General features: G+C 71.5%; 18 protein-coding genes. 14 read left to right on the top strand and 4 right to left on the bottom strand.

Features of this window, described 5'->3' with window-relative positions:
* Positions 1–126: 126 nt before the first annotated feature.
* Complete coding sequence (locus OG782_RS08310; protein ID WP_037711258.1) at positions 127–357, top strand: hypothetical protein; 231 nt, start codon at positions 127–129, stop codon at positions 355–357.
* A 139-nt stretch (positions 358–496) separates the two neighbouring features.
* Here the strand turns inward: OG782_RS08310 and OG782_RS08305 are convergent, their stop codons facing one another.
* A complete protein-coding gene (locus OG782_RS08305; protein WP_406448854.1) occupies positions 497–1,717 on the bottom strand; it encodes a TerD family protein in 1,221 nt (406 codons plus the stop codon).
* A gap of 80 nt (positions 1,718–1,797) precedes the next feature.
* On the bottom strand, positions 1,798–2,607 hold the full coding sequence (locus tag OG782_RS08300) for an NAD-dependent epimerase/dehydratase family protein (RefSeq protein ID WP_406448852.1): 810 nt from the start codon (positions 2,605–2,607) through the stop codon (positions 1,798–1,800).
* Positions 2,608–3,289: 682 nt separating this feature from the next.
* Between OG782_RS08300 and OG782_RS08295 the strand changes: the two genes are divergently transcribed.
* Together OG782_RS08295 and OG782_RS08290 are read left to right on the top strand one after the other, a co-directional pair.
* Positions 3,290–4,252, top strand: coding sequence for a 5-dehydro-4-deoxyglucarate dehydratase (locus OG782_RS08295; protein ID WP_406448850.1), 963 nt, complete (start codon positions 3,290–3,292; stop codon positions 4,250–4,252).
* On the top strand, positions 4,249–5,424 hold the full coding sequence (locus OG782_RS08290; protein ID WP_406448848.1) for a hypothetical protein: 1,176 nt from the start codon (positions 4,249–4,251) through the stop codon (positions 5,422–5,424). The genes OG782_RS08295 and OG782_RS08290 overlap by 4 nt, the downstream gene beginning before the upstream one ends.
* On the opposite strand, the gene OG782_RS08285 is transcribed toward OG782_RS08290, so the two are convergent.
* The gene (locus tag OG782_RS08285; protein WP_406448846.1) at positions 5,410–6,651 is read right to left on the bottom strand and encodes an MFS transporter; all 1,242 of its coding nucleotides are present in this window, start codon (positions 6,649–6,651) and stop codon (positions 5,410–5,412) included. The genes OG782_RS08290 and OG782_RS08285 overlap by 15 nt on opposite strands.
* Positions 6,652–6,907: 256 nt before the next feature.
* Here OG782_RS08285 and OG782_RS08280 point away from each other — a divergent pair, with 256 nt between their 5' ends.
* The 11 genes from OG782_RS08280 to OG782_RS08230 all read left to right on the top strand — a co-directional run bounded on the left by OG782_RS08280 (position 6,908) and on the right by OG782_RS08230 (position 19,574).
* Positions 6,908–7,564: a GntR family transcriptional regulator gene (locus OG782_RS08280; protein WP_406448844.1), complete on the top strand. Its 657-nt coding sequence runs from the start codon at positions 6,908–6,910 to the stop codon at positions 7,562–7,564.
* 29 nt (positions 7,565–7,593) lie between these two features.
* Positions 7,594–8,496 carry a dihydrodipicolinate synthase family protein gene (locus tag OG782_RS08275; RefSeq protein ID WP_406448842.1) on the top strand — a complete coding sequence of 301 codons (903 nt, stop codon included), beginning with the start codon at positions 7,594–7,596 and terminating at the stop codon, positions 8,494–8,496.
* Positions 8,493–10,220, top strand: a complete 1,728-nt coding sequence (gene araD, locus OG782_RS08270) for an L-arabinonate dehydratase (protein WP_406448840.1) — start codon at positions 8,493–8,495, stop codon at positions 10,218–10,220. The genes OG782_RS08275 and araD overlap by 4 nt, the downstream gene beginning before the upstream one ends.
* A gap of 132 nt (positions 10,221–10,352) precedes the next feature.
* Positions 10,353–11,282, top strand: coding sequence for a carbohydrate ABC transporter permease (locus OG782_RS08265; RefSeq protein ID WP_406448838.1), 930 nt, complete (start codon positions 10,353–10,355; stop codon positions 11,280–11,282).
* Positions 11,279–12,199, top strand: a complete 921-nt coding sequence (locus tag OG782_RS08260; RefSeq protein ID WP_406448836.1) for a carbohydrate ABC transporter permease — start codon at positions 11,279–11,281, stop codon at positions 12,197–12,199. The genes OG782_RS08265 and OG782_RS08260 overlap by 4 nt, the downstream gene beginning before the upstream one ends.
* Positions 12,196–13,386 (top strand): Gfo/Idh/MocA family protein, encoded by a 1,191-nt coding sequence (locus OG782_RS08255; protein ID WP_406448834.1) that lies wholly within the window; start codon positions 12,196–12,198, stop codon positions 13,384–13,386. The genes OG782_RS08260 and OG782_RS08255 overlap by 4 nt, the downstream gene beginning before the upstream one ends.
* The gene (locus OG782_RS08250; RefSeq protein WP_406448832.1) at positions 13,383–14,210 is read left to right on the top strand and encodes a PmoA family protein; all 828 of its coding nucleotides are present in this window, start codon (positions 13,383–13,385) and stop codon (positions 14,208–14,210) included. Before OG782_RS08255 ends, OG782_RS08250 begins: the two co-directional genes overlap by 4 nt.
* Positions 14,207–15,859 (top strand): glycoside hydrolase 43 family protein, encoded by a 1,653-nt coding sequence (locus OG782_RS08245; RefSeq protein ID WP_406448830.1) that lies wholly within the window; start codon positions 14,207–14,209, stop codon positions 15,857–15,859. The genes OG782_RS08250 and OG782_RS08245 overlap by 4 nt, the downstream gene beginning before the upstream one ends.
* A complete protein-coding gene (locus OG782_RS08240) occupies positions 15,856–17,190 on the top strand; it encodes an ABC transporter substrate-binding protein (protein ID WP_406448828.1) in 1,335 nt (444 codons plus the stop codon). Before OG782_RS08245 ends, OG782_RS08240 begins: the two co-directional genes overlap by 4 nt.
* A 180-nt stretch (positions 17,191–17,370) precedes the next feature.
* Complete coding sequence (locus tag OG782_RS08235; protein WP_406448826.1) at positions 17,371–18,195, top strand: rhamnogalacturonan acetylesterase; 825 nt, start codon at positions 17,371–17,373, stop codon at positions 18,193–18,195.
* Between the two features lie 59 nt (positions 18,196–18,254).
* Entirely contained in the window at positions 18,255–19,574 is a 1,320-nt protein-coding gene (locus OG782_RS08230; RefSeq protein ID WP_406448824.1) for a polysaccharide lyase family 1 protein, read from the top strand.
* A gap of 68 nt (positions 19,575–19,642) precedes the next feature.
* Here OG782_RS08230 and OG782_RS08225 read toward each other — a convergent pair whose 3' ends face one another.
* Positions 19,643–20,491: a pectate lyase gene (locus tag OG782_RS08225; RefSeq protein ID WP_406448822.1), complete on the bottom strand. Its 849-nt coding sequence runs from the start codon at positions 20,489–20,491 to the stop codon at positions 19,643–19,645.
* Positions 20,492–20,509: the final 18 nt, after the last annotated feature.

Raw genomic sequence — 20,509 nt, 5'->3', positions numbered from 1 at the left:
GCCCGGCCGGAAGCGGGGCAGGGGGCCGGTCGGGCCCGGAATCGCTGATTACGAATCCGGCATCAGTGGGGCCCCAGGAGCGGTCGGGCATGGCGTCGGGCGTTTCCAGGGCGCATACTCAAGGTAATGAAACAGTCAGCCGGATCCCGGCGTCACCTGCCTTCCAGTCCCTTCAACCGCCCGGCCCAGGCGGCCCCACCGGTCGAATTGTTCGATGTGGGCGACAGGGTGTCGCACGACCAGTTCGGACTCGGTCGAGTCCTTGCTGTCGAGGGCGACAACGACGCAGTGCTCATCGACTTCTCGGGGCGACAGGGGAGGATCCTGAGCCCGTACTCCAAGCTGACCAAGCTCTGAGAGAAGCGACGAGCACGCGCAGCGTCCGCCGTTCTCACCCCGCCGACGGCCTTCAGGGGCACCCGCACCAGCCGGGTGCCCCTGAAGTCGTTCCACGGCCCCGCTACAGCGACTGGGCGGCGGGCTTCACCATGCCGCGCTACAGCGACTGGGCGGCGGGCTTCACCATGCCGCGGACCGTGCGCGACTTCACGAAGTCGCCCATCGCGGTCATTTCCCACTCGCCGGAGAACTGCTTGATCAGCTTGGCCATCATCACGCCGGTCTGCGGCTCGGCGCCGGTCAGATCGAAGCGGACGAGCTCCTCGCCGGTGGCCGCGTCGATCAGCCGGCAGTAGGCCTTGGCCACCTCGGTGAACTTCTGGCCGGTGAACGAGTTCACCGTGAACACCAGACCGGTCGCCTCCGGGGGGATCCGGCCCAGGTCGACCACGATCACCTCGTCGTCGCCCGCGCCCTCGCCGGTGAGGTTGTCGCCCGAGTGCTTGATGGCGCCGTTCAGGATGGAGAGCTTGCCGAAGTAGCAGCTGTCCAGGTGGTTGCGGTTGGGCCCGTAGGCGATCACCGACGCGTCCAGGTCGATGTCCTTGCCGCGGAACGCGGGTTCCCAGCCGAGGCCCATCTTCACCTGGGAGAGCAGCGGGCGGCCGCCCTTGACCAGCGACACCGTCTGGTTCTTCTGAAGACTGACCCGGCCCTTGTCGAGGTTGATCTTGCCGGAGGCCGGGGGCGCGGGGGGCGCGGGGGGCGCCGGAGGCGCCTGGGGTGCGACGGGCGGTGCGGCCGTCACCGGGGGAGCGGCGATCCGCGGGTCCGCCGGCGGGGCGGCGGGGGCCGGGGGTGCGACCGGGGCGGCGGGCTCCTCGACGGACACGCCGAAGTCGGTGGCGATGCCGGCCAGCCCGTTGGCGTACCCCTGCCCGACCGCGCGGGCCTTCCAGGCCCCGCCCCGCCGGTAGACCTCGATGACCACGAGCGCGGTCTCGGAGCCGAGCTGGGGCGGGGTGAAGGTGGCGAGCGCGCTGCCGTCGTCCGCGTTGCGCACGGTGGCGGTGGGCTCGATGCCCTGGAAGGTCTGACCCGCGCCGTCCGGGCTCGCCGTGACGACGATCTTCTCGATGCCGGGCGGCACCGCGGCGGTGTCCACCACGATGGCGTCCGGCGCGGTGCCGCCGCCGGAGCGGTAGGTCACCCCGGAGCCCGTGGGCTGGTTGTAGAAGATGAAGTCGTCGTCGGAGCGCACCTTGCCGTCGGCGGTGAGCAGCAGGCCCGATACGTCGAGCCGCACGGGAGCGGCGACGTCCACCGTCACGCGGGCGGCGGAGAGGGGGATGTTCGAGCCGGGTGTCATAGCGGTCATGCACGGAGTAACGAATGACCCGGCTTTGCCGTTCCCTTACCTTTGGGTGGCTTCGCCCGTACGGCGGCAGCGCCGGCCGTTCAGCGGGGCCAGGTCGGCGCGTCGGTGCAGAACTGGCCGCCGAGGTGGGCGTGGTCGGGGTTGTCCGGGTCGAGTTCGCCCTGCTCGGCGATGAGCCCGGCCGCGTACGGCTCCGAGTCGTCCTGCGGCTCGTAGCCCAGCGAGCGGGCCGACGTCAGGTCCCACCACAGCCGGGTGTTGCCGGAGGAGCCGTGGATGACCGTGTGTCCCACGTTCTCGGCGGTGAGCGCGGCGTCGAAGAGCCGGGCGCCGTCGGCGGGGCTCATCCAGACGGACAGCATCCGTACGGAGGTCGGCTCGGGGAAGCAGGAGCCGATGCGCACCGAGACGGTCTCCAGGCCATGCCGGTCCCAGTACAGCTGGGCGAGATCCTCGCCGAAGGACTTGGACAGACCGTAGAAGGTGTCCGGGCGGCGCGGGGTGGTGACGGGGATCAGCGGGTCGCCGGGGAGCGGCCGGGGTGTGAAGCCGATGGCGTGATTGGAGGAGGCGAAGACGATCCGCCGCACGCCTTCCGCGAGTGCGGCCTCGTAGAGGTTGTAGGTCCCCTCGATGTTCGCCTTGAGGATCTTGTCGAACGAGGCTTCCAGGGAGATGCCCGCGAGGTGGATGATCGCGTCGACGCCCCGCACGGCCTCGCGCAGCGCCTCCCTGTCCCCGAGGTCGGCGGTGATCGCGTCCGGCTCGCCCTCGACCGGAACCATGTCGAACAGGCGGAGCTCGTATCCGTGGGCGGGGAGCAGGCCGCGCATCAGCGTGCCGAGGCCGCCGGCGGCGCCGGTGAGCAGGACGGTGCGGGGGGCGGGCATACGCGGATCTCCTCGGTACGGGGGCGGCTGCGCTCGCCGGGTCCATGGATGGGATTCACATGCGTGGACAAGTTACGGAGCGGGTGTGTGTGCGTCAAGGGGTTGTCGGGTGCCCCGGTCCTTGGTGCGGGGTTCCGTTTGTGCGGGGTTCCGTCCTCAATCGCCGGACGGGCTTTTGTGCGGGTGCCCCGCGGGGCGCCTTGTCCGGTGGGTGGGGGTGGGGCCCCTCCGGGGAGACTCCTCAAAAATGGCGTGTGCACCCGACGACGCGAGGGACCCGGGTCGTACGCCATTTTCTGCGGGGACTCCCCTGCACGTCCCCACCCGGCCGCCATCGCGTCTGCGCGCCGGCGGTAGTACTGCCGCAGACGTGGGGCGGCCGGTCCGGGGGCGTGCAGGGGAGTCCCCGCAGGACGACGAACACCGACCCGGGTCCGCTGCGTACCCGCTGAACGTTCGTCGCCTGAGGAGTCTCCCCGGAGGGGCACCGGACCCCCACCACCCGGGGAACGCGCCTCCGCGTCGCGGAGTACCCGCACCAAGCCCGTCCGGCGATTGAGGACGGAACCCCGCGCCCCGGAAAGGGGTAACGCGCCTTGACCCGTGCCGAGGCGCTGCCTTAGCGTAAAGGCGTTCACGAATATGGACGTCAATCAGAATTGTGCACGCTCAGGGAGCGCCCGTGACCTCAGCCCCACTCGCCGCCCGACTCACCGCTGTCGCCGGGCCGCTCTTCTTCCCCGTCACCGCCTACGGGCCGGACGGTTCCGTCGACCTCGATGTCTTCCGTGCGCATGTGCGCCGGGGCATCGACGCCGGAGCGGCGGCCGTCTTCGCCTGCTGCGGTACGGGCGAGTTCCACGCCCTGACACCTGAGGAGTTCCGCCTCGTCGTCGGCGCGGCCGTCGAGGAGGCCGCCGGGCAGGTGCCCGTCGTGGCGGGCGCCGGATACGGCACCGCGCTGGCGGTCCGGTTCGCGAAGCTCGCCGAGGAGGCGGGTGCGGACGGGCTGCTCGCCATGCCGCCGTATCTGGTCTTCGCCGGCCAGGAGGGGCTGCTGGCCCACTACGCGGTGCTGGCCGCCGCCACCGGGCTCGAGACGATCGTCTACCAGCGCGACAACGCCGTCTTCACCCCCGAGACCGTGGTCGCGCTGGCGCGGACGCCGGGCATCATCGGCCTCAAGGACGGCTACGGCGACCTCGATCTGATGCAGCGCATCGTCAGCGCCGTCCGTACCGGGCTGCCCGGCCAGGACTTCCTGTACTTCAACGGCCTGCCCACCGCCGAGCTCACCGGCCTCGCCTACCGGGGCATCGGCGTCACGCTGTACTCGTCTGCCGTGTTCGCCTTCGCGCCCGATATCGCGCTGGCCTTCTACCGCGCCCTGGAATCGGGTGACGATGATCTTGTCAACGCGCTGCTCGACACCTTCTACCGCCCGCTCGTCGAACTGCGCGCCAAGGGCCGCGGCTACGCCGTCTCGCTGGTCAAGGCGGCCGTCCGGCTCCAGGGGCTGGACGTCGGGGAGGTGCGCAGCCCGCTCACCGAGCCGCCGGCCGCGCACATCGAGGAGCTGGCCGGGATCATCGCGAGCGGCCGTGCGCTGCTGGAGCGCAGCGGCGGCGCCGGGGGGCGCGGGTGAGGACCTCCGCCTTCCTCTACCCCTGGGACATCGTCGGGGACCCGGACGCGGCCGCCCGCGTCGCGGACCTCGGCGTCCAGCAGGTGACGCTCGCCGCCGCCTACCACTCCACCCGGGCACTGACGCCGCGCCACCCCGTGCGCCGCGTCGTCACGGCCGGGCACGCGGCGGTGCTCTACCCGCCGGACGGTGCCAGGTGGGCGGGGCGCGGACTGCGTCCGTACGCACAGTCCTGGGTGGCCTCGGACGATCCGTTCGCCGAGGCCGCCGAGGCGCTGGCCGGTGCCGGGCTCGAGGTGCACAGCTGGGTCGTCCTCGCGCACAACTCCCGGCTGGGCGCGGAGCATCCGGACACCTCCGTGGTCAATGCCTACGGGGACCGCTACCCGTGGGCCCCCTGCATCGCGCAGCCCGTGGTCCGCGCGTATCTGGTGGACCTCGCCGCGGAGGCGGCGGTGCGCGACGGGGCGCACGGCACCGAACTGGAGTCGTGCGGCTGGTACGGCTTCGCCCATCTGCACGCCCACGACAAGGTCGCCGGCGTCGGACTCGGTGACGCGGCGCAGTACCTGATGTCGCTCTGCTTCTGCCCCTCCTGCCGGGCCGGATACGGCGCGCACGGACTGGACGCCGACGAGCTGGGCCGGGCCGTGCGCCGGGCCCTGGAGCCGGTCTGGGCGAGTACGGGCGCCCCGGAGGCGGGCTGGGCCGGTGTCGGGAAGCTGCTCGGCGCGGATCTCGCCGCCGCCACCCTCCGGTGGCGCACCGAGGTGGCCCGCGGGCTCCAGGAGTCGGCGGTCGCGGCGGTGCGCGCGGCCGCCGCCCCCGGCTTCCAGGTGCTGCTGCACGCCGACCCCGCGCCGTACCGCTGCGGTGCCAACGTGGGCGTCGACCCGGAGCACATCCTGTCCGTGGCGGACGGTGTGGTGGTGCCCTGCACCGGCCCCGACGCCGCCCGGGAGGCCGTGCTCGGCCCGTTCGCCGGACGCGGAGGCGTCCTCGCGGCCAACCTGACGGTGGTGCGGGGGATGGGTGGCAGCCCCGCCACCCTGGAGCGCGACGCGGAGCACGCGCTCTCGCTCGGTGCGGACCAACTGCGCCTGTACCACGCCGGGCTGGCTTCCGGCCCGGACCTCGAAACCGTCGCCGGAGCGCTTTCACGCCTCGGTTGACGAGGGGAGCGGACCGGTGGGGGCGAGCGTCAGCCGTCCCCGCCGGCCCGTGACCATCAGCACCGCGGTCAGCAGTGCCACCGCGCCCACCACCGGCAGCAGCACCCGGACATCCACCAGTGCGACCAGCCCCGCGCCGAGCCCCAGCGCCATCGCGTTGGGTGCGAACATCAGTGTGTCGGCGGTCGCCGACGTCCGGCCGAGCAGCGCGTCCGGGGTCTCCCGCTGCACCGCCGTCATCGCGGCGATCAGCACGCAGGGCAGGCCCACGCCGATCAGTGCGCAGGCCGCCAGCGCCACGGCGTCGTACGGCAGCGCCCGCAGCCCCACCCCCACCGCGAACACGGCGATGCCCACCGCCGTGAACACCCGCTCCGGCAGCCGCCGCAGCAGCGGCCCGGCCAGCAGCCCGATGGTGACGGACCCGGCGCCCTGCGCCACGGAGAGCACACCCGCGTACGAGGGGGAGTGGCCGAGCCTCCCGTCCACGACGGCGTACAGCGTCGCGCCGTTGAGCCCGGCGCACAGCATCGTGGCCGATCCGGCGAGCACCAGCGGCCGCAGCACCGGCGACCCCCACAGCTGCCGCAACCCGGCGGCCCATCCGTCCTGCCGGCCGCCGGCCGCCGCGGGGTCCGGCCGGCGTACCCGCAGCAGTCCGTAGAGCCCGGCGGCCAGCGCGAAGGAGAGCGCGTCCAGCAGCGCCACCGCGCCGCCCCCGAAGCGGGCGTAGAGGCCTGCGCCGGTGAGCGGGGCCACCAGCTTCATGCCCTCGTTCGCCATCATCCGCAGGCCGTTGAAGTCGCCCAGCAGCCGGGTGTCCACGGCCCGGGCGACCAGGGCCGACTCGGCCGAGTCCATCAGGACGGAGGCGCTCCCGTACAGCACGAGCACCGTGAACAGGATCCAGATCCGTCCCGCCGAGTCCACCGCGGTCAGGGCGGTCAGCAGCAGGGCCATGACGATGTTCGACCACACCAGCAGCGGCTTCCTGGGCCATCGGTCGGCCAGGGTCCCGAGGGCCGGACCGAAGAGCACCGGCAGCCAGACGGTGAAGAGGGCGAGCGCGGCCAGACTGTCCGAACCCGTCAGCGACTTGACCCAGATACCCGCCGCCAGTGACATCGCGGAGCTGCCGAATCCTGAGACGACGACCGCTGCCAGGAACAGCCCGGCCGTCCGGTCCCGCAGCACCCGCCCGGCCGCCGACCCTTTCCTCGTACCCACCGAACCTCCCTGACCTGCACGTCCGTTACGCAGTCAGGCTGGCCGCTGAGGCCCCCGCGGGGCATCGGGAGGATGCCCTACGGCGGGTGACGCGGCCGTCGGTCCCGGCGGCCGGGGTAGGGCACATGTCCCCGTTCCGCGAAGTTCTTTCGTCGGAAGCGTTGACGAAACATTCGCACCGCCTCTAGCTTCATCGCGTCGTACTTCGTACGTCATATATGAGACGCGATACGCGAGATGCGAGAGCCCTTCACCCATGACCTTTGCGCCCACCCCGATTCCGTCCCGCACCCAGTACGTGCTGGAGGCGATCAAGCACGCGATCCTCACCGCGCAGCTGAGACCAGGGCAGGCGCTCGTCGAAACCGAGCTCGCCGCACAGTTCGGGGTCTCCAAGACACCTGTCCGTGAGGCGCTGAAGACCCTCGCCGGCACCGGACTCGTCGTCATGAGCCAGTACAAGGGCGCCACCGTGCGGCTGGTCGACGCGACCATGGCCAGGGAGGTGTACGACGTGCGGCTGCTGCTCGAACCGGAGGCGCTGCGCCGCTCCGTCACCCGCAAGGCCTCGCTCGACGCGGCCCAGGAGGCCCTGGAGCGCGCCGACTCGGCCGGCGACAAGGCCGACAGGTCGCTGGCCAACCGGGACTTCCACCGGGCGCTCTACCTGCCCTGCGGCAATCCGCTGCTGGCGCGGATGCTCGACGAGGTCCGCGACCAGGCCGCGCTCGTGTCGACCGTCGCCTGGTCGGCCGTCCCGTCCTGGGAGCGGGAGGCGGCCGAGCACCGCGAGATCCTGCGGCTCGCGCTCGCCGACGACGCGGACGCGGCGGCCGGGGCCCTGCACGACCACATCGCCTCGTTCGTCCGCCGCGCGTTCCCCGACGACGAAGACGGGGGTGACACGGCGTGAACCGGCACACCGACGAAAGGCCTGTCCGTATGGACCTCACCCCGCTGAAGGCGGCCCTCGCGGATGTCGTCGCGATCCCGGTGACCCCGTTCGCCCAGGACGGGACCATCGACACGGCGGCGCACCGCGCCCTGCTGCGAAGGCTGCTCGACGGCGGCGTGCGCATCCTCACCCCGAACGGCAACACCGGGGAGTTCTACGCGCTCACCCCCGAGGAGCGGCGCACCGTCACCGAGCTGACCGTGGAGGAGGCCGGCGGCCGCGCGACGATCCTGGTCGGGGTCGGGCACGACGTGCCGACCGCCGTCGCCGCCGCCGAGCACGCCAGGGACGCCGGCGCCGAGATGGTGATGGTGCACCAGCCCGTCCACCCCTACGTCTCGCAGGACGGCTGGATCGACTACCACCGGGCCATCGCCGGGGCCGTCCCCGGACTCGGCGTCGTGCCCTACATCCGCAACCCGCACCTGGACGGGGCCTGCCTGGCCGAGCTCGCCGACGCCTGCCCCAACGTCATCGGCGTCAAGTACGCCGTTCCGGACGCGGCGCGCTTCGCCGCGTTCGCCCGGGACGCGGGCCTGGACCGCTTCGTCTGGATCGCCGGCCTCGCCGAGCTGTACGCCCCCGCCTACTTCTCCGCCGGCGCCACCGGATTCACCTCCGGCCTCGTCAACGTCGCCCCCGGTGTCTCGCTGGCCATGCTGGAGGCGCTGCGGGCCGGCGACCACCCGGCAGCGATGAAGGTCTGGGAGCGCATCCGCCGCTTCGAGGAGCTGCGCGCCGACCGGCAGTCCGCCAACAACGTGACGGTCGTCAAGGAGGCCCTGGCGTCGCTCGGCCTGTGCGGCCGCGAGGTGCGTCCGCCCAGCCGGGTGCTGCCGGAGTCGCAGCGCGCCGAGGTCGCCGACCAGATCGCGGGGTGGTCCATATGACCGGCCGCATCGCCCCTGAGGAGCTGCGCAGCCACCAGTGGTACGGCACCGACGGACTGCGCTCCTTCAGCCACCGCGCCCGCACCCGCCAGCTGGGCTACCTCCCCGAGGAGCACCTCGGCAAGCCGGTCATCGCGATCCTCAACACCTGGTCCGACATCAATCCGTGCCACGTCCATCTCCGCGACCGCGCCCAGGCGGTCAAGCGCGGTGTCTGGCAGGCCGGTGGCTTCCCGCTCGAATTCCCGGTCTCCACCCTCTCGGAGACGTTCCAGAAGCCCACCCCGATGCTCTACCGCAACATGCTGGCGATGGAGACGGAGGAACTGCTGCGCTCCTACCCCGTCGACGGTGCGGTGCTGATGGGCGGCTGCGACAAGTCGACGCCCGCGCTGCTGATGGGCGCCGCCTCCGTCGACCTGCCGGCCGTCTTCGTGCCGGCCGGGCCGATGCTGCCGGGGCACTGGCGCAACGAGGTCCTCGGCTCCGGTACCGACATGTGGAAGTACTGGGACGACAAGCGGGCCGGGCTCATCGGCGACTGCGAGATGGGCGAACTGGAGAACGGGCTCGCCCGTTCGCCCGGCCACTGCATGACGATGGGCACCGCCTCGACCCTCACCGCCGCCGCCGAGGCGCTCGGTGTGACCGTCCCCGGCGCCTCCTCCATCCCGGCCGTCGACTCCGGTCACGACCGGATGGCCGCGCAGTCGGGGTTCCGGATCGTCGAACTGGTCTGGCAGCAGCGGAAGTTGTCGGACATCCTCACGGCGGACGCGTACGAGGACGCCGTCGCCACCGTCCTCGCGCTCGGCGGCTCCACCAACGCCGTCATCCACCTGATCGCCATGGCGGGCCGCTCCGGTGTCAGGCTCACCCTCGACGACTTCGACCGGATCGCCCGCACCGTGCCGGTGCTGGCCGATCTTCGCCCCGGCGGGAAGTACCTCATGGAGGACTTCCACTTCGCCGGCGGGCTGCCCGGGTTCCTGGCCCGGCTGACCGGCGTACTGCATCTGGAGCGGCCCACGGTCGCGCACGACACCCTGCGCGAACAGCTCGACGGCGCCCTCGTGCACAACAATGACGTCATCCGGGAACGCGACAACCCCCTGGCCGACGAGGGCGGTGTGGCGGTGCTGCGTGGCAATCTCTGCCCGGACGGCGCGGTCATCAAGCACATCGCCGCCGAACCGCAGCTGCTGCGCCACACCGGTCCCGCGGTCGTCTTCGACGACTACCGGGAGATGCAGCGCACCATCAACGACCCGGCCCTGGCCCTCACCCCGGACCACGTGCTGGTGCTCCGCAACGCCGGGCCCAAGGGCGGCCCCGGGATGCCCGAGTACGGCATGCTGCCGATCCCCGACTACCTGCTGAAGCAGGGTGTACGGGACATGGTGCGGATCTCCGACGCCCGGATGAGCGGCACCAGTTACGGGGCCTGCGTGCTGCACATCGCCCCCGAGTCCTATGTCGGCGGGCCTCTCGCACTCGTCCGCACCGGTGACGCCATCACCTTGGACGTCGAGGCGCGCCTGCTCCATCTCGACGTGACGGAAGAGGAGCTGGCGCGGCGCAGGGCCGAGTGGACCCCGCCGGCCACCCGGTACGAGCGCGGCTACGGGGCGCTCTACCACGACCAGATCACCCAGGCCGACACCGGCTGCGACTTCGCCTTCCTGGCCCGGCCGGGAGAAGTGCCCGACCCGTACGCCGGCTGAACGGCCCGCCCCGACTCCGGCGCCCCGCGCTGTTCGGTATACCGAACGCCATGCGGCAAGCGCTTGCGCAGTACACGCACCTCGCTCGGCACCACCCCGCACCCCCGTACCTCCAGAGAACGGAGACGTGTCATGGCCCGAGCCGCCGCTGTGGCCACCCCGCCCAAGGTGCCCAGGCGCCGCTCCGCGAGCCCCCGCCGGCTGCCGTATCTGCTGATCGCCCCGGCGGGGCTGCTGATGCTGGGCTTCATCGCCTACCCGGTGATCAGCGTCTTCTACTACAGCCTGCAGAACTACAACGTCACCAAGCCGTGGCGGAACGGCTTCGCGGGCTTCGGCAACTTCACCCGGATCTTCACCGAGGACGACCAGTTCTGGACCACGCTCGGCTTCAGCGCCCAGTGGGTGGTCACCCAGGTCGCGCTCCAGCTCGCCCTCGGCCTCGCGCTCGCCCTGATCGTCAACCAGAGCTTCATCGGCCGCGGCGTCTCCCGCGCCATGGTCTTCTCGCCGTGGGCCGTCTCCGGTGTGCTGACCAGCACCATCTGGATCCTGCTCTACAACTCCTCGACCGGATTCAGCCGTTACCTCGCGGACGCCGGGATCGGCGACTACGGGACCTCCGTGCTCTCCGACACCGGAACCGTCTTCTGGGCCGCGACCGTCGCCGAACTCTGGCGCGGAGTCCCCTTCTTCGCCATCCTCATCCTCGCCGACCTCCAGTCCGTCTCCAAGGAGCTGTACGAGGCGGCATCGGTCGACGGCGCCGGGCGGCTGCGCCAGTTCTTCCACATCACCCTGCCCCACCTGCGGGACGCGATCATCCTGTCCACGCTGCTGCGCGGGGTCTGGGAGTTCAACAACGTCGACCTCCTCTACACCCTCACCGGCGGCGGACCGGCCGGCGAGACCACCACCCTGCCGCTCTACGTCGCCAACACCGGCATCGAGGGCCACGACTTCGGGTACGCCTCCGCGCTCACCACCGTCGCCTTCGTGATCCTCCTCTTCTGCTCGATCGTCTATCTGCGCCTGAGCAAGTTCGGAGGCGACCACAAATGACTGCCGCACTGGCCGAGAAGAACGACACCGACTCCGCGCGTGTGCCCGCCCGGAGCACTCGCCCGCCCGCCGCGCACCGACGCCGCAAGCCCGGCCGTGAACGCGCCTTCGACGACGTACCGCGCTGGCAGATCTACGTCCCGCTGGGCATCTACCTGGTCTTCACCCTCATCCCGTTCTACTGGATGTTCCTGTTCGCCGTGCGCCCCGCGGGCTCCACCTCGCTGGTGCCGTGGCCGATGACCGGCGAGCACTTCGCCAAGGTCTGGAACGAGCGCAGCTTCGCCGTCTTCTTCCAGAACAGCATGATCGTCGGGATCTGCACCCTGGTCAGCACGACGCTCGTCGCACTGGCCGGCGGCTACGCGCTGGCCCGCTTCGACTTCAGGATCAAGAACGCCTTCATGCTGGCGCTGCTCTGCTCGCAGTTCATCCCGGGCGCGCTGATGCTCGTACCGCTCTTCGAGATCTTCAAGAACCTTCAGATGATCAACTCCCTGGGGAGTGTGGTGATCGCCGAGACGGTCTTCCAGCTGCCGCTCTCCATCATCCTGATCAGCGGATTCATCAAGAACGTACCCGCCACCCTGGAGGAGGCGGCCTGGGTGGACGGCTGCTCGCGCTTCCGGGCCTTCTGCGCGGTGGTGCTGCCGCTGCTGCGGCCGGGCCTCATCGCGGTCGGCTCGTTCGCCTTCGTGCACAGCTGGAACCACTTCCTGTTCGCCCTGATGTTCCTCAGCGAGCAGGACAAGCAGACGATCCCGGTCGGCCTGAACACCCTCATCGGCGCGGACAGCGTCGACCTGGGCGCACTCGCCGCGGGCGGTGTGATCGCCGCGGTCCCCGTGGTGATCGTCTTCGCCTTCATCCAGAAGTGGCTGATCACCGGCTTCAGCGCCGGCGCCGTGAAGGGATGACCGGCATGCCGTCCCTGCCCGCCGTCCCACCCGTCCCGGTCGTCCTCGCGGGCGCCCGTGGCCACGGACGATGGCACCTGGCCAATATCCGCCGCCTCCAGCACCAGGGTCTCGTCCGGCTCGCCGGAATCTGCGAGCTGATCCCCCTCGACGACGGTGAACTCGACGCCTTCGCCGGTGAACTCCCCGAGCAGTCGGCCGACTTCGGTGCGCTCCTGGACTCCACCGGGGCCCGCGCCGCCGTCATCTGCACCCCGATCCAGACCCACACCGCACTGGCGCTCACCGCCGCCGGACGCGGCGTCCATCTCCTGCTGGAGAAGCCGCCCGCCGCGACCCGCGCCGACTTCGAACGGATCCTGGCCGGGGTACGGAACGCCGGCATCGCCTGCCAGGTGGGCTTCCAGTCCTTCGGCTCGCACGCCGTACCCGCCATCCGTGAGCTCGTGCGCACCGGAGCCATCGGCACCGTCCGGGGCTACGGCGCCGCCGGCGCCTGGGTCCGGGACGACGCCTACTACCGGCGGGCGCCCTGGGCCGGGCGGCGCCGGATCGGTGACACCGACGTCGTCGACGGGGTGCTGACCAACCCGCTCGCCCACGCCGTCGCCACCGCGCTCGAACTCGCCGGCAGCGGCACCGCGCAGGACATCGCCTCGGTGGAGACCGAACTCTTCCGAGCCCACGACATCGAGGCCGACGACACCTCGTGCGTACGCATCACCACGGCGGCCGGGATCCCGGTCACCGCCGCCGTCACGCTCTGCGCCGAACAGGCCGGGGAACCCTATGTGACCGTCCACGGCGACCGCGGCCGGATCACCTTCTGGTACAAGCAGGACCGCGTCCTCGTCCAGCGCGCCGGACACGGCCCCGAGGAGGCGGTGTACGGGCGCACCGACCTCCTGGAGAACCTCGTCGACCACCTGGTGCGGGATGCGCCGCTCCTCGTACCACCGCACCGCACCGGGGCGTTCATGGAGGTCGTCGAGGCCGTCCGGACCGCACCCGAACCGCTCGCCCTGCCGCCCGGCGCCTGGTACACCGCACCCGTGACCGGCTCCGCCACCACCCGCCGGGTGGTGCGCGGGATCGACGCGCTGGTCGCTGCGGGCGCCGAAACCCTCACGCTCTTCTCCGAACTCGGCGCCCCCTGGGCGCTCCCGACAGAGATGAGTTCACCGTGACGACCACCGCACTGCTGAGCTGCGCCGGCCGCCCGGTCGGCCGCTACACCTACCTTCCGGCCCCCGGGGACCGCCCCTACCTCCACCCGGTCACCACCCTCGGCGGCACCCCCGTCACCGAGGAGCACCCGGCCGACCACCTCCATCACCTGGGCACCTCCGTCGCCGTGCCGGACGTCGCCGGGCACAACTTCTGGGGCGGCCGCACCTTCGTCCGCGACAGGGGCCCCATCGCGCTCGACAACCACGGGGTCCAGCGCCACCTCGGCTGGAAGCTCCGCGACCCGGACGGGTTCGTCGAGGAGCTCAGCTGGGAGGCGGACGGCACCGAACTGCTGCGGGAGCACCGCACCGTCGCCGCCGCCGAACTCTCCGCGACCGCATGGGCGCTGGACTTCTCCTTCTCGCTCACCAACCGGGGCACCTCGGACCTGTCGATCGGCAGCCCCGCCACCAACGGCCGGCCGGGCGCCGGATACGGCGGCTTCTTCTGGCGCGCGCCCAAGGAACCCTCCGCGCCCGCCGTGTTCAGCGGGTACGGGGAGGGGGAGGAGGCCGTTCACGGACACGCCGCCGACTGGGTCGCGATGAGCGGCGACGGCTGGACCCTGGTCTTCGCCGGGGCGACCGAGGAGACCCGCCGGGACCCGTGGTTCGTGCGGACCACCGAGTACCCGGGCGTCGGCTCGTCCCTCGCCGCCGCCGACCGGCTCCCCGTTCCCGCGGGCGCGACGGTCGTGCGCCGGGTCGTCACCGTCATCGCGGACGGCCGGCTCGACCGGGCCACCGCCGCCGCCCACGTCCGCCGGGCGGTGACCGCGTGAGCGTTGAGGGCGAGCGCCCCTGGACCGCCGATCTGGGCGACGGCACCTACCGCAACCCGGTGCTGAACGCGGACTGGTCCGACCCCGACGTGATCCGGGCCGGCGACGACTACTACCTCACCGCCTCCAGCTTCGGCCGGGTCCCCGGACTACCGCTGCTGCACTCGCGCGACCTCGTCAACTGGACCCTCATCGGCCACGCCCTGGACCGCCTCGAACCGGCCGCCGACTTCGCCGTGCCCCGCCACGACCGCGGGGTGTGGGCGCCGTCGCTGCGGCACCACGCCGGACGGTTCTGGATCTTCTGGGGCGACCCCGACCACGGCATCCAGCAGATCAACGCCGAGTCCATCCGCGGCCCGTGGACCGCCCCTCACCTGGTGAAGGCCGGCAAGGGACTGATCGACGCCTGTCCGCTGTGGGACGAGGAGACCGGCGAGGCCTACCTCGTGCACGCCTGGGCCAGGTCCCGCTCCGGCATCAAGAACCGGCTCACCGGCCACCGGATGAGCCCCGACGGACGCGAACTCCTCGACGAGGGCAGGACCCTGATCGACGCCGACACGATCCCCGGCTGGTTCACCCTGGAGGGCCCCAAGCTCTACCGCCACGACGGGGAGTTCTGGATCCTCGCCCCGGCGGGCGGGGTGAGCACCGGGTGGCAGGGCGCCTTCCGCTCCCGGGAGTTCTTCGGACCGTACGAGGAGCGCGTCGTCCTGGCCCAGGGCCGTACCGGGGTCAACGGGCCGCATCAGGGCGGCTGGGTCCGGACGGCGGCGGGCGAGGACTGGTTCCTGCACTTCCAGGAGCGCGGGGCGTACGGGCGGGTGGTCCACCTCCAGCCGATGCGCTGGGACGCCGAGGACGGCGGCTGGCCGGTCATCGGCGACGCGGGCGAACCCGTCTCCGTACACCCCAAACCGGCCGCGCCCCAGCAGCCGGCCGCGGCCCCGGCCAGTGGCGACAGCTTCCCGGGCGGCCGGTACGGCAGGCAGTGGCAGTGGACCGCCAACCCCCGCCCCGGCTGGAGCGTCGAGCACGGCGGGGACGGGCTGCGGCTCAGCTGCGTACGGTCCGCGTACGCGCACGATCTGCGGGCCCTGCCCCACGTGCTGGTCCAGCGGCTGCCCGCCGAGACGTTCACCGCCGAGGCCGGACTCACCCTCGACAGCGAGGTGGCGGGGGCCAGGGCGGGCCTCGCCGTGCTCGGGGACGCCTTCAGCTGGATCGGCCTGGAGCGGTCGGCGGAGGGCGGTGACGGCGGGATTCGGCTCGTGCACCGGTACGCCGAGACGGTCGCCGAGCACGAACGCGACGCCGAACACAGCAGGCCGGCCCCCGAGGGCCGGGCCCGCCTTCGCGTCGAGGTCTCCCCGGGCGCCCGCTGCCGCTTCTTCGCCGACACCGGGGACGGGACCGGATGGCGGCCGTCGGGCCAGGTCTTCGCCGCGACGCCGTGGCGCTGGGTCGGCGCCCTGCTCGGCCTGTTCGCCACCGCACCCACCGGGACGGGGCCGGCCGGGACGGCCTGCTTCACCGCGTTCCGCACCACCGCATGCCCCGGCCCGGCCGGGCGTGCCCCGCAGACCACCGAACCCCCCACTCATGCGCACCGACCGAGACAACCGAGAGAGAAGAGCCGACCATGAACATCTCGAAGACGCAGCGGGGGCGTGCCGCGGCAGCGGTGTCCCTCGCGGCGGTGCTCGCCCTGACCGCGACCGCCTGCGGTGACGACGGCAGCGGGACCGGCACCGAGGGCAGCGGCAAGGGCGAGATCACCTTCTGGGACAACAACGGCGGTCCGCGCACCGCCATCTGGACCGAGATCATCAAGGACTTCGAGAAGAAGTACCCGGACATCAAGGTCAAGTACGTGCCGATCCCGATCGCGGACGTGCAGTCCAAGTACGACACGGCCATCGCGGGCGGCGGACTGCCGGACGTCGGCGGCGTCGGCACCGCCTACCTGGCCAACATGGTCTCGCAGGAGGCCCTCGACCCGCTCAACGACCGGATCAAGGACTCCTCCCTCAACGGCAAGCTCGTCGAGGGCATGGTCGCGAGCGTCAAGGACGCCGGAGGCCGGGGCGAGGACATGTACACCGTGCCGACCTCCGCCAACAACGGCGCGCTCTGGTACCGCACCGACCTGTTCAAGGCCGCCGGCCTCGAAGCACCCACCACCTGGGCCAACTTCTACAAGGCGGCCGACAAGCTCACCGACGGCAAGCACAACAAGTTCGGCTACACCATCCGCGGCGGCGCCGGCTCCATCGCCCAGGCCTTCGACGCGGCGTACGGCCAGTCCGGCATCACGGAGTTCTGGAGCGGCGACAGGACGACGCTGAACGACCCGAAGAACGTCGCCGCGCTGGAGAAGTACGTGGCGCTGTACAAGAGGACGACGCCCGCCGCCGACGTCAACAACGACTTCACCAAGATGGTCGCCCAGTGGGACACCGGCACCATCGGCATGCTGAGCCACAACCTCGGCTCCTACCAGGACCACCTCAAGGCCCTGGGCAAGGAGAAGTTCGCCGGTATTCCGAACCCGGTCGGTGACGGCGGTACCCGGGTCCAGGTCTCCAACCCGGTCGACGGCCTCGGCCTGTTCCGGTCGAGCAAGAACAAGACGGCCGCGTGGAAGTTCATCGAGTTCGCCGCCTCGCACGCCTCGAACAGCAAGTGGAACGAGTCCGCGGGCGCCATCCCGGCCAACACCGAGGCAGCCAGGGACCCGTGGATCAGTGCGGCCGAGCCCACCGAGCTCGCCGCGAAGGCACTCACCGACGGCTCCACCAAGATCGTGCAGCTGCCGTACTACCTGCCCGACTGGAACAACATCAGCAAGGCGGACAACGAGCCGGAGTTCCAGAAGCTGCTGCTCGGCAAGGTCACGGCCAAGGCCTTCCTGGACAAGATCGCGGACGAGCTGAACAAGGCCCAGAAGGAGTGGAAGGAGATCGGCAACGGCTGATCCGGCCTCCTGCCGGGCCGGCACCCCGGTGACCGGGGTGCCGGCGGCGGACCGCGCCCTGCCGAGGGCCACGTCCCGCCGCCGGCCCCCATCCCTCCTGCACTTCTCCTCCTGCACCCCGTACCGCCGTACGTCCGACGTACGGCGCCGTTACGCATCCATGAGAGAGGCAGCTTCACCGTGTCACTCACCCGCAGGCAGACCGCGGCGGTCATCGCCGCGCTGCCCCTGGCGCTCGCCGCCACCCCCGCCGCCGCGCACGGCCCCGGCGCACGCCCCCGCCCGCGCACCGTGCACATCGCGGGCGATTCGACGGCGGCCCGGAAGTATGCCGACGCGGCGCCCGAGACCGGCTGGGGCATGGCCCTGCCGTTCTTCCTCGGCCGCACCCTGGACGTCGCCAACCATGCGATGAACGGCCGCAGTTCGAAGAGCTTCATCGACGAGGGGCTGCTCGCCGCCCTGCTGGAGGACGTCCGTGGGGGCGACCTCCTGCTGATCCAGTTCGGGCACAACGACGAGAAGACCGAGGACCCGGCCCGCGGCACCGACCCGTACACCACCTACCAGGACTGCCTGCGCCAGTACGTGCGCAGCGCGCGGGCCCGCCGGGCGCTGCCGGTCCTGCTCACCCCGGTCGAGCGGCGGCGCTTCGCCGCCGACGGCACGGCGAAGCCCAGTCACGGCGAGTACCCGGCCGCGATGCGCGCGCTGGCCGCCGAGGAGCGCGTGCCCCTGCTCGACCTCCAGGCCCTCACGCTCGCCCGCTGGCAGGAGCTCGGCCCCGACGGCACGCAGGCCTGCTTCAACTGGCTGGAGCCGGGCCAGTCGCCCAACTACCCCGACGGGCAGCAGGACAACACGCACTTCCGGCCCCGCGGCGCCATCGAGGTCGCCCGGCTCGTCGCGCGGGCCCTGGTGGCCGGGCACGTACTCGCCCCGCGCGACGTGCGCCGCACCGATTCAGCGGTCCCCGACGAATGGATCACCTGGCCGCAGGCCTGACGCCGGCCGCCGCCTCCGTTCCCGCCACACCTCACCTCCTCGCCACCGAAGGATCCGCCATGCCCGCACGCATCTGTCATGCCCGCGCCATTGCTTTGGTGATGGGCTGCGCCTCCCTGGCGCTCGCCGTCACCGTCCCCGCCCAGGCCACCGGCCACCACGGCGGCATCGAGCGCGCCGTCCTCGCGAAGGGCGACGGCTGGGCGTCCGCCGAAGGCTCCACCACCGGAGGCGCCGCCGCCACCCCCGACCACGTCTACACCGTGAGCAACCGGGCCGAACTCATCGCCGCCTTCGAGGACGCGGGCGACGCACCGAAGATCGTCAGGATCGACGGCACCGTCCACGGGAACTCCGACGCCTCGGGCACCCCGATCGGCTGCGAGGAGTACGAGACCGGCGGCTACACCCTGGACAACTACCTCGCCGCCTACGACCCGGCCACCTGGGGCCGCGACGAGGTTCCGTCCGGACCCATGGAGGACGCCCGGCTCGCCTCCGCCAAGCTGCAGAAGGCCGCGGTCAACGTCTACGTCCCGTCCAACACCACACTGATCGGCGTCGGCAAGGACGCCACGGTCATCGGTGCGAGCATCCAGATCCAGAACGTCTCCAACGTCATCGTCCGCAACATCAGCTTCGAGGACACCTACGACTGCTTCCCCCAGTGGGACCCCACCGACGGGGACACCGGCCACTGGAACTCCGAGTACGACAACCTTGTCGTCTACGGCTCCGACCACGTCTGGGTCGACCACAACACCTTCGGTGACGGCGACCGCCCCGACGCCGGCCAGCCGCTCTACTTCAACGAGCGGTACCAGCAGCACGACGGGCTCTTCGACATCGTCAAGGGCGCCGACCTGGTCACCGCCTCCTGGAACGTCCTCAAGGACCACGACAAGACGATGCTCATCGGCAACAGCGACGGCGCCGGGGCGAGTGACCGCGGCAAGCTCCGCGTCACGCTGCACCACAACCTCTTCAAGGACGTGAACGAGCGCGCCCCCCGCGTCCGCTTCGGACAGGTCGACTCCTACAACAACCACTTCGTCGCCACCACGGGCAGCGTCTACGGCTACACGTACGGAGTCGGCGCCGAGTCCCGGCTCGTCGCCGAGCACAACGCGTTCACCCTCGGCGCCGGATTCGACCGGGCGAAGATCCTCAAGAAGTGGTCGGAGTCCCCGATCACCGCCGCGGACAACTACGTCAACGGCCGCAGGACCGACCTCATCGCCGTCCACAACGCGGGCGTCCCCGCGGAGCAGCTCACCGCCGGCGCCGGCTGGACACCGGCCCTGCGCAGCCGGATCGACCACCCGCGCGCCGTCCCGGCACTGGTCGACCGGGGCGCGGGAGCGGGCATCCTGCGCTGAGCGAGGACGACGAGAAGCGGTGGGCGGGCCGTCGACGGCCCGCCCACCGCTTCCCCGTACCCGGTTACCTAGTCGTACGAGAGGTCCGACGCGGAGTACTTGCAGTACGTGCCGTCCGGCCCGCTGCCCGTCTCCGTCGGCTCGTCGCCGTCGTCATTGCCCGTGTAGCGGACACACGGCTTGATCTTCCTGCTGCTGTCGCCGTGGATACGGACGGACCTCAGCGTCGCGGTGTCCCCGTAGTTGGTGTTGATCCCGACCAGGGCCTTGCCCGGCGCCGTCACATCGACATCGCTGACCGCGATCGTGCGCTTGTACTGCTTGGAGCAGTTGCCGCAGGACCGTACGAGCTTGCCGAAGTCCGAGACCTGGAACCCGCTGACGGTCAGCGTGCCCGCGCCGTTGAACTGGAAGACCTTGTCATCGGCCTTCCGGGCGCCGCCGCCGGTCACCTTGTACACGGCGCCCGACGAGGTGCCCTTGAAGGACGCGGCGTCCTCGCCGACGTCCTCCCACCACACGTTCTGGATCGTGCAGCTGCCCAGGCAGTGGATGCCGTCGGCGGCCGGCGAGCCCACGACGACGTTCTTCAGGACCGCCCCGTCGGCCAGTTCGAAGACCGGGTCCTGGTCCTCGTCCTGGCCGCCGTCGCCCAGGTCCCCGCTCCCGTAGAAGCGCTTCAGTCCGCCGTCGTACGTCCCCGAGACCTTGATGGTCGCGGTGACGGCCTGCGAACCGGAGGGCGTCGGCCAGGCGGCGGCAGCGGCGGCCGAAGGGGCCGCGCCGGCCGGCTGGACGAGGAGGCCGGTGGTGAGTGCCGCGCCGGTGAGGGCCAGCGCGGTCGTGGAAGCGGCGAACACGCGGCGGCGCCCGGTGCGCCGTGCGTGGCTGCCGTGCGGTGCGGCTCGTTTCGTCATGTCGGTGTCCCGTTCCTC

This window comes from Streptomyces sp. NBC_00876 (genome assembly GCF_045207435.1).
GTDB lineage: Bacteria > Actinomycetota > Actinomycetes > Streptomycetales > Streptomycetaceae > Streptomyces.
This window is presented reverse-complemented; position numbering and strand designations above follow the sequence as displayed.